5 protein-coding genes and 1 pseudogene are annotated in these 10,647 nt (G+C 57.6%); 3 read left to right on the forward strand and 3 right to left on the reverse strand.

All coding sequences use genetic code 11. The features are described from left to right. Positions 1-123 precede the first annotated feature (123 nt). Both EXE47_RS17735 and EXE47_RS17740 read left to right on the forward strand, forming a co-directional pair. Positions 124-1,065: pseudogene (locus tag EXE47_RS17735) on the forward strand (RNA-guided endonuclease InsQ/TnpB family protein); the annotation flags it as partial. Between the two features lie 122 nt (positions 1,066-1,187). Further along, complete coding sequence (locus EXE47_RS17740; RefSeq protein WP_199237922.1) at positions 1,188-3,539, forward strand: PGF-CTERM-anchored ABC transporter substrate-binding protein; 2,352 nt, start codon at positions 1,188-1,190, stop codon at positions 3,537-3,539. 533 nt (positions 3,540-4,072) lie between these two features. Here EXE47_RS17740 and EXE47_RS17745 read toward each other — a convergent pair. Continuing rightward, on the reverse strand, positions 4,073-6,658 hold the full coding sequence (locus tag EXE47_RS17745) for a hypothetical protein (protein ID WP_137708590.1): 2,586 nt from the start codon (positions 6,656-6,658) through the stop codon (positions 4,073-4,075). 152 nt (positions 6,659-6,810) lie between these two features. On the opposite strand from EXE47_RS17745, the gene EXE47_RS17750 reads away from it, so the two are divergent. Then, positions 6,811-8,247: a sugar transferase gene (locus EXE47_RS17750; protein ID WP_099289217.1), complete on the forward strand. Its 1,437-nt coding sequence runs from the start codon at positions 6,811-6,813 to the stop codon at positions 8,245-8,247. Positions 8,248-8,427: 180 nt separating this feature from the next. On the opposite strand, the gene EXE47_RS17755 is transcribed toward EXE47_RS17750, so the two are convergent. Continuing rightward, positions 8,428-10,278, reverse strand: a complete 1,851-nt coding sequence (locus EXE47_RS17755) for an RND family transporter (protein WP_137708591.1) — start codon at positions 10,276-10,278, stop codon at positions 8,428-8,430. A gap of 93 nt (positions 10,279-10,371) precedes the next feature. Further along, positions 10,372-10,647, reverse strand: a 276-nt coding sequence (locus EXE47_RS17765) for a zinc ribbon domain-containing protein (protein WP_158293630.1), incomplete at its 5' end; no start/stop codon positions are given.

The following is a 10,647-nucleotide window of genomic DNA, read 5'->3' on the forward strand; positions in this document are numbered from 1 at the left end:
ATCGGTGAGGTGGTTAGGCAGCGAGTACGAACGTGTTTGAGACGTGATGACGGCGGTGTATCCCCTCCCTACTCGCTCCCGCTGGTCGCTCCTTGAGGAAGGGGGCTTACCGCCTGTATTCTGCTAAAATGGAAGGGCAAAGGGTACTACCACTCTTTCGAGTACAACCAATCTGGCTTCGAACTCAAGAAAACGAGTGGTCAAGATCGGTTGTACCTCAACAAGATCGGCGACGTGCCCATTGTTGCCCATCGCAATCTCCCAACCGACGCCGAGGTGAAAGGTGTCGTCGTCAAACGTGAGCCGATCGGCAACTGGTACGCCTCGCTCCAGCTAGAAACACCCAACGACCCACCTGAGAAACCCGACGAGTTGACAAAGACGGTCGGAATCGACGTAGGCATACTCAACTACGCAAGCGACACCGACGGCACGGCTGTCGGGTCGCTCAACGTTTCAGACGAACGCGAACGGCTGGAACGCGCCCAGCGTGATCTCTCCCGGAAGGAACACGGGTCAAACAACTGGGAAGAACAGCGCAAGACCGTCGCCCGGCGTCATGCCGATTTGAAACGGAAACGTCGCGATTTTCTCCACAAGCTGTCGAACTACTACGCGAGTGAGTACGATCTCGTGGCCGTAGAAGACCTCGACGTAAAAAGGTTAGTCGAGCTCCCGGGGAACTCGCGCAATCGTGCGGGGGCGGCATGGAGTACGGTCCTGCGGATGCTGGAGTACAAATGTGAACGCGAAGGCACGTACTTCGTAGCGGTAGAACCGGCAGGGACGACCAAAGAGTGCGCTGCTTGCGGTATCAAGACGGACAAGCCGTTGTGGGTCCGCGAACACTCTTGTCCCTCGTGTGGCTTCACCGCCGATAGGGACTGGAACGCGGCATGGAATATTCTTTCTCGCGGAATCAAGCAGTTAGGAGCGGGACGCTCCGAAACAACGCCTGCGGAGACTGCGCTCCCTACGGGGACCGATTCGGTCCCTGCAAAGCGCGTCGTGGAAACAGGAAGCCCCGACCTCAAGGAACGAGCCGCCCCAGCGGCGAGTGAGTAGGTCGGGGTAGTTCACTCTGCGTCAGACGTGAGTATCAATAGTTTAATCAGACACATAACACATTCCAACGCAAGCAAGGTTGGAATAATAAAAATTATATTTTACAAGCGCGGCTGCCAACTGTGAAGAACTTACGAGTGATTCTACTGGCGGTGGTTGTGGCGACAGCAGTTGTTGGCGCCTCAGGAACCGCCGCTGGCGCACAGTCAGTAGGAGCAGAGTTTGAACACGCAGAGAGTGAAAGTCTGTCTACCAATTACAGCGGTCAGGAACCGATGCAGACAGCAGGAAATAATACCTGTGGGTTTCCGCTCAACGTAACTGATGCGACAGGGACAGAAATCACGCTTGATGAACGGCCGGATCGGATCACAACAACAAATCCGTCAGCAGCCCAGACTCTCTGGGAGATCGGTGCGCAAGACCGGGTTGTTGGTGTAACCGAATTTGCGGGGTACTTGAGCGGGACTGACAGCAAAACAAATGTCTCCGCAGAATTCGGTGTCAGCGTCGAAAAAGTCGTCGCAACCGATCCCGATCTTGTGTTAGCACCGAACGCCTCAGCTGATCAAGTCGCAGATCTTCGTGCACAGAATCTCACGGTCTACCATTTCCCGGCCGCGACCGATATCGATGACATTGCGGCAAAAACAGAGCGCACAGGCCGTCTTGTTGGAAACTGCGAGACAGCAGCGGAGGTAAACACCGAGATGAATCAGACTGTAGAGGATGTAGAAAGCCAGACTGCTGAGCTTGATCGTCTCGATGCACTGTACCCACTTGGGGGAGGCTTCGTCGCGGCTGACAATACCTTCATCAACGAAATCATGAAGATTGCTGGGACAACCAACGTCGCCGCGTCAGAGGCAGATGGGTATCCACAACTCTCGGATGAAGTCATCCTCAAAACAGATCCTGAGATCATACTCGTGACCGATACAGAGGGCGCAATTCTTGATAGAGAACCCTACGCGAGCACAACTGCTGGGGCAGAAGATAACTATGTAGTTATGAATACAAATTATCTAAACCAGCCGGCGCCCCGGAGTGTGATTGAATCGACCAAAACTCTCGCTGCTGCTGTTGAAGATCTTCAAGCCAACAAAACAGAAGAGACAGTCAATAGTAGTGGTACGTGTGGGTTCCCACTTACTGTAACAGACGCAACAGGGACAGAAATCACGATTAATGAACAGCCAGATCGGATCACGACAACAAACCCATCAGCTGCCCAGACCCTCTGGGAGTTAGGTGCGCAAGACAGGGTTGTCGGTGTAACCGAGTTTGCGGGGTATTTGAACGGGACTGCCAGCAAAACAAATGTCTCCGCAGAATTCGGTGTTAGCGTCGAAAAGGTTGTTGCGACTAATCCCGATCTTGTGTTGGCACCGAACGCCTCAGCTGGACAAGTCGCAGATCTTCGTGCACAGAACCTCACTGTTTACCATTTCCCCGCTGCTACCGATGTCGGTGACATTGCGGCAAAAACAGAGCGCACAGGCCGTCTTGTTGGAAACTGTGAGACAGCAGCGGAAGTAAATACTGAGATGAACCAAACGGTGGAAAATGTAGAAAACCAGACCGCTGAGCTTGGTCGTCCTGACGCACTGTATCCGCTTGGAGGCGGGTATGTCGCTGCTGACAATACCTTCATCAACGAAATTATGCAGATTGGTGGGACTACTAACGTTGCTGCGTCAGAGGCAGACGGGTATCCACAGCTCTCAGATGAGGTAATCCTCCAAACAAATCCTGAATTGATAGTTGTGACAGACTCTGAGGCGTCGATTCTTGAGCGACAGCCGTATGCTAGCACAAACGCAGGTGAGAACGGTAATTACGTCGTATTAAACAATAATTATCTCAACCAACCTGCGCCTCGCAGCGTTATCGAGTCAACGAAAACGCTCGCAAACGGTGTTGAGGAGCTTCAATCAGAGGATGCCAAAGACGATAGAAGTAGAACAGATGAGTCCAGTGGCTCAAGTAGTGACGATGATGATAGGAATGAAGAAGATGAGCAAGACGAAGTAGTAGATGCGAACAAAACGGCTGTAGACACGAACGAAACAGCTGTGGATACGAACGAAACGGCAGTAGATGAGAATGAAACGGCAGTAGATGAGAATGAAACGGCTGTGGACACGAACGAAACGGCTGTGGATACAAACGAAACAGCTGTGGACACGAACGAAACGGCAGTAGATGAGAATGAAACGGTTGTGAATGGTAATCAAACAGCCACCGATACATCAAGTAAGGAGAGCACTACCTCAGCAGAGCCCAATGACACCTCTAATCAAGAGGGCAATGAAACCGAGACATCGAATGATGTTGTCAATCAAGAGACTGAGCAAGACGGTGGACCATCCAATACAACTGATGATGGGACAGAGTCAGAGGTTCCTGGATTCGGGATCGTCGTAACCGTATTAGTAATTCTTGGCTTCGCATATCTATCACCACAGAGATAGTACCTCAGTTACCCACAAATCGACTGCCCCACCTCAAGGGGCGAGTGAAGTACCTCGGGGTCAAGCCCCGAGGCTTCACTGTCTTGGGGCCGCACCGAGCCCGCAGGCGAATTTAATTCCCCTCGACCTTCCCAGATGGGTCGGCTGGAATTAACACCCGAACACGCCGATGTGTCCGTGAGGGGCGGCCGCTCCACCACGGCCCGACAACTCCCGTCTCACCGCCGTAGCGGGTTTTGAGAGGAGTCGCATTTCCAAACTGCCGAACGACCAGCAAAGGAATTGAGATCTTCAATTCCATGCTTTGGGGGTGGTTTCTGGCCGTTACAACCCTATTTGTCGCTAGGTGTATTAACTACCATCTTACCGAGGTGAAAGTGAAAGTGAGCGTACGGCCTTCACCCTTGGGTCAAGCCCCGAGGCACTCGGCCTGCTCTATCTGTAGAGGAGGAGAGGGTAGGGTAGGGTAGGGTAGTTCAATGGGATTGCGCACTACGTATTTAAGTAACTCGAAAAGTCGATACCGAGACAGACTATTTCGGCTGAACGACTGTTTGATTACCGTTGTGAACAGCGTCATCGCTTACGGTCACAGATTGTGTTCCAACCTGATACTCTCCGGGGTGTGCGACCCGGATTGTTGCGGTTCCGTTCGAGACAGTAGCGTGGCGTACATACTCGAATGTTGTGCCAGTTGCTGTGACTTCACCGGACGAATTGGGCACAGTCACAGTTGTTGTTGCGGTCACCGTTCCATTTTCGACGCCGACGGAACTGGGCTCTGGCACGGAGATCGTCGCGCCGGGGACGACCGCAAAGGTCCGGATCCCCTCAGTGGAAGTGAGTAGCTGGTAATGGCCGGTTGCGGTGGTGTCGTTGACGCCGGCGCCGAGCCCATCATAGAGGGCTGTGTAAGTAGACTCCGTTGGAGGTGCGTTTTCGCGTTCAGTGACGACGACGTACCCGACACGATCTTGAAAGCGGTTGTACCATTCGTCTGGGTGCGCAGCGGTAAGGAACTGATCGTAGTTGCTTCGTGCATAGCCGTAACTGCGGGCTTCACCGTTCACAAAGTAATTGTACATTCGGTTGTCGCCCCACTGGCTCAACACGAAGTTCTGTGGGTACTCACGGTCAGCGTCCTCGGCGTGAGAATCAACCGTAAGCGTAGCGTCAAACTGCGCGCGATCATAGGTAGTCTGTCCGACGAGTGACGGGACGAGGAGAAGGTTGAACAACAACACGAGCGCGACCGTCGCGGCCAGATACCCCCGCAATCGGGTTCCTTCAGGCAGCGCGAGCGACGTGATCGCGGTCCCTCCATCCGGTTTGCTGTTCGCTCCGGCGCGACTCGGTCGACCACGGCTCGATTGACCGCGAGTCGACGAGGAGTCGGTGCCGTTGCCGCGACCGAGGGCGGCTACAGGACGTGCGATGTCTATTGCCGACAGGAGGTAAACAAGACCGATCCCCGCGAAGGGCGCAATCATGATCGCCAACTGCCCGGCAAAGCGGACCTGAATCGTTGCGAGCAGCGTGTAGTACCACGCAAAGCAGACTAAGACGAGCCAGTCGGGCTTGTAACGGCGCGCGACCACCCACGTCGCGACTGCGAGGACGGCGATTGCGAAGTAGAAACCGAGGCCGAGCTGGAGGAGCGGTCCGAACACGACCGCAAAATCCGGGCTGAATAGCGAGACTGTCTCGGAGATACCTTCCCGAAAGAACAGATCGTCGGCGCGCGTCCGGAGTCGTTCGATATCGCCCGGACGCAGGCGCGCATAGGCGACAAGCCCCCCCACGGCGACGACCGCCTCTGCCGCGACAAGGGCAAGCGGCGGCAGGGAGACGCGGCGCCACAACTCCCCTAGCCCGACAACGACAAACGCACCGCCCGCGACGAGGACGGGCGTGACCGCGGCGATCGACTCGTGCCAGCCTAACGCGAGGTGTGCGGCGAGCGCTCCCGCAGCGCCGAGCGCGAGCCCAGCAAGCAGGGGGGCGTTTGCGTAGGTCGGGGAGAGGTCCCGCCGAACGTCGAGCGCAACGCGGAGCCCGACGACAGCCGCGACTGGGACGAACGTGAGCGGCGAGCCGCCGTAGGCGTGAGCGGACGCCGCTACGGCGACAGCGAGCGCGAGTGCAATGGGCCACATCGTTGTGTTATGTGCGTGGGCCCGCGCGATGGCCTGCCGGTCTGGTTCGGTTTCGGACTGGGCGTCCCGGCGGGAAAGGTCGACACCGAGCGCGGTCAGTGTGGCAACGAGCAGACCGAGCCACAGGTACTGGTGGGCCTGATGGTCAAGGAAGCCCACGGAGGTGTACACGACGTTGACGGGCGCGAGCCCGTAGAACAGCACGGCGGCGAGCGCGACACGCACATCGCTGGTGAGCAGGCGTGCGGTCCGGTAGACGAAGTATCCCAGACAGACGGACGCCACGACCGGAAGCCACGCGGCGACCACGGGCGCAGCGTCGACGCCACCGAGCAGGACCGTCAGCCACCAGTTGACCGCGTGGGCAAGCGGACGCGTGCCCGCGGCGCCGCCCATGTCCGCGAACAGCCCCAGATCGAAGATTCCGTCCGCGCGAGCGGCCAGCTGCTCCTGCCAGTAGCGGAAAAAGTACGTGTCATTGCTTGGGGAGACGACGAAGCCCTGCTGGAACACCGCAGGCGCGGCCACGAGGCGCGCGCTGGCGACCACAAGCAGCCCTCCAAGAAGCCCGAGGAAGGTGAGAACGTCGACGTCAGCTACCGAGGAGACTCGCGACATCACGATATCACCGGCGGCTGTCTCACTGCCATCGTCATCGCTTCCCTCGGTAGCTGTGGACGAGTCAGTGGCAGCGTCAGTCGTATCGGCAGCGTCGGCCGGCCCCGACTCAATCGCGGCGCGGATCGCGTTCGGATTTTCGAGCCGGTAGCCAGTATCGACCTCATGGGCGAGGTCGCGGGCGACAAGCTCGCCGAACCGACCGGAGTCGAGGTCGATGTCGGCAAACGTCCACGGCTCGTCGCGGGCGTCGCGCTCAACGAGGGCCGCGAAGGCGTCTTTCGCTTCGGGGTGGTCAGCGAGGAACTCGCGCGCGGCCGCGGTCGTCTCCTCAGGCGAGGGCATTGGCTGTCACCTGTCGGGCGCGCCGATTAGCGGTTTCGGTCGTGGACGGGCCCACCCTCGGGTTCGGAGGCGTCGCGGGCGAGCGAGACCCCTCGATCCGACCACCGGAGGAAACATAGTGTTTAACTTGACACACTTATCACGGATCAGTAATGGACACCGGATGGCGGTACCGGCTCGCGAGCGTGGGAGGCGTCGCTGCCCTCGTTGGGCTCGCGGTGATGCTCGCCAACAACGCGACTGTTCAGGCGGCCGCGGCGATGGTTCCTGTGCTCGGTCGGCTGCCCCCCGACCCACCTGCGGGCGCGGAGTTCGTCATCGAGGTGGCGCTGACCGTGGTGGTCGTTGCGGGTGCGTTTGTCCCCCTCTACAAGCCGCGCCCGCGGCGGATTCTCGATATCGTCGCGCTCGCACACAAGCGCACGTTCGTGGCCGTGTTCGCGCTGGCGACCATCGGCTACTTCGATTACACGTACAAGGTGCCGCGGCTGACGCTCGTGTTGATCACGCCGCTGCTGTTAGTCATCCTGCCGGTGTGGTTCATTTGGCTACGCCGCCCCGAGGCGCGCAGCGAACGCGCGATCATCGTTGGGGACGACCCGGGTCAGATTGCCGAGATCGCAAGAGGCGCGGAACTCCCGCTACTCGGCTATCTCTGTCCGACAGTGATTCGCTCGCTGCGGGGTACCGAGTCGGAACAGGAAAGCCGGGACGCCGGGGCTCCCGGTATCGCACATGCCGCGGACGGCGGTCAGCGTTCGCTCAATATCTCTCGGCTTGGTGGCCTCTCTCGACTCGAGGATATCCTCGTCGAACAGGATATCGACACGGTCGTGCTCGCATTTGCCGACCCCGACCGCGCAGAGTTCTTCGGCGCGCTCGATGCGTGTTATGAACACGGCGTGGCAGCGAAAGTTCACCCAACACATGCGGACACGGTGTTGACGGATACATCGGACCCGAATGCGTCACTCGTCGATGTTAAGATCGAACCGTGGGATATCCAAGACTACATGTTCAAACGTGGCTTTGATATCGCCTTCTCACTGACCGGACTCATCGCGCTCGCACCCATCATCGTAGGCATCGCAGTCGCGATCAAACTCGAAGACCGCGGCCCGGTGTTGTACCAACAGGAGCGCACAGCCGTATTCGGAGAGACATTTCCGGTTTTTAAATTCCGATCAATGACGCCTGAAGGCGAATCGGCAACGCCAGTCGAAGACGACGATAATGATCGTATCACGCGGGTAGGTCGAGTGCTCCGCCAGACGCATCTCGACGAGATCCCTCAACTGTGGTCGATCCTCCGCGGAGACATGAGCGTCGTCGGACCGCGTGCTGTGTGGACCGAAGAGGAACATCTCCTTGAAGAAGAAACCAAGACATGGCGGAAACGGTGGTTCGTCAAGCCCGGCCTGACCGGACTCGCGCAGATCAACGATGCCAGCAGCGTCGACCCACGCGCAAAGCTCCGGTATGATCTTCAGTACGTTCGTGAACAGTCGTTCGCATATGACCTCAAAATTGTCGCGCGACAGCTCTGGAAGGTCGGTGTGGATGTGGTAATAGCAGTGTGGCCGTGGTGACATTTTCCTCACCTGAAACAGTAGTTGCCGAATCAATTCCCCGTGTGATTAATCCATGACAATTAAATTAGAATTAATATAGGTGACGACCTCCGTATAAATGCGTATTGCCATCAAAGACGGGAGAAAAACATCCGAGAAGCGACTTTTGATAAACACAAACTAAAGGAGACACGGCAATCACGTCGAGTCGACCACGATATCGTAGGTGTTCGTCCATCTGGCCAGCAGCAACGCAGACGCCGGTAGAAAGACGAAGGCGGTCACCAGCGCGAACGTCATCGCAAGCGCGACGGCGATGCCGAAGTTTGCGAGCACGGGGAACTGTGAAATCCCAAGCGCACCGAATCCAAATAGCGTCGTCGCGCCAGAGCCAATGACCGGCCGCGACTTACGCACCATAGCCTCACGCATCGCTACTACGGGGGTCGATCCGCGCTCAAATAGCTCTTCTTTGAACCGCTCATGGACGTGTATCCCATATGTGATCCCCGCACCGAGCGCAATCGAGCCGGTCGCAACGGTGAGGGGATTCCACGGGATACCTAGTAGGTACATCGCTATCGAAATCAGCATCACGGCGCTGATAGCGACGCTAACAACGAGCAACACAGACTCGCGGACTGATCGCAACGCTAATGCGAGAAACACTGTTGCCAACCCGAAGCTCAATACGGTCATCGGATCGCGGCCAGAGGTCACATTCTCGATCACGTTCCGGTTGACGACCGGTTTGCCAGTGACGGCGGTCCGCTCGGTGACAAGGTGTCTATCGGCAGTCGCCTCCGTGTCGTCGATCAAGTGTCTAACTTCCTCGCCTTCAATATCGTCGACGAATAGCTGAATGACGAACCGATCCGGAGTGTCTTCACGACTCCCGACCGGCATGAGGTCGGACGCCGCCTGCCGGTCAACCGTATCGATAAGCCGTGTCCGGCGCTCTGGGATGTCCCCCCCGGTGGCCATCTCGACAGCAGTGACTGAACTCATCGCAGCGTTTACGTCGTCATGATCTTCAATAGCGGTCTCGAAGGCTGATGCCCGCCTGAACGTCGTCGGCGAGTAGGCATCTTTGCTCTCTACTAGGAGGTAGATTACGTTCGGGCTCTGCGCAGTGCTTTCGAGTTCTTCGAGATCGTCGCGCTGTTCGATATCCGGCCAGTAGTCAAGCATTTCCTGAGTCGTCGGTACATCGTGATACACAGCCGCGCCACCGCCGATTGCCGCGATCATAAGCAGAATCACGATAAGTGGCGACGCAGCGATCCCACTAGATAATGTACCGATGAAACGCTCGAACGCAGGCTCGTCGTCACTGAGGACCCCGCTCGATTGGTCGTTGGCCGACGGCTCAGGAGAAGGAGAGTTTTTATTTTTGCTATCCGTCGAAGAGTTTCTCTCGGCCGCAGTAGCGGCTGCTGTCGCTTCGGTGGTGTCTGAAGCTGTTGGCCCCGTCTGGTCGTACTCGTCATCGTCAAATTGAACCAACAGCGCGACGAGTAGCGTGAGTGACAGCGCGGTCGCAGCGATTACGCCAAACGCCGCCGTCGCGCCGAGTTGCCGAGTCGGTGGCACTGCCGAAACCAACAGTGCGCCAAGACCGATCGATGTCGTCGCCATCGCTAACAACAGCGTGTTCCCAGTTGTGCGTGCAGCCGAGGCTGCAGCGTCAACGGGTTCTCGCCCTTTCTCACGCTCTTCGATGTACCGCGTATGTAGTTGGAGGCTGAAGTCGATCCCGAGTCCAAGCGCGATTGGGAGGACGCCGAGCATAATCGCGTTGAAGTTGAACCCGACGATTCCCATCATCCCGAGCATGTACATGAGCGCAACGAGTGCCGTCCCGACGGGAAGAAACACTTTCCACGTTCGGTACAGCCGCCCACGCATGACCAGAAACACCACGGAGAAGATGATAGCGAACGCAACTGCGAACAGTTGGATCATCTCAGGGAGCATGAGTCCGAACGCAGCGTTTTCGAACACCGGCGCGCCGGTGACCGTGACATCAACGTGTGGCGGCACGGTCACATGATCGGTTGCATGTAAACTACCCTACCCTACTCCCTCGGCGCTCCGCGCCTCGGTCCTTGAGGGTAGGGCTTTGATGTGGACTCCCGGCAATCAGTCGCCAGCAAGAGGCTGGTGACTCTCACCGTTCAACGTCCCACCATTCACACGCACGTCTACTGGTGCGTCTCCGCTCCCCGACTTGGGCGAGGAACGGAGTTTGTGTTGTCGCTTCCGAGCGTACCGCACGCCAATATTCTTTGCAGCGTTATAATCCGCGTTCAGTTCATACCCACACTTCTGGCACTCGAAGTGTTCGCCCTGGCGGTTGCCGTCGTGCGTGAACCCACAGTCCGTCCGAGAACAGCGTTGGGATGTATGGGTCGGCTC

This window comes from Halorubrum sp. GN12_10-3_MGM, assembly GCF_005435235.1.
GTDB lineage: Archaea > Halobacteriota > Halobacteria > Halobacteriales > Haloferacaceae > Halorubrum > Halorubrum ezzemoulense.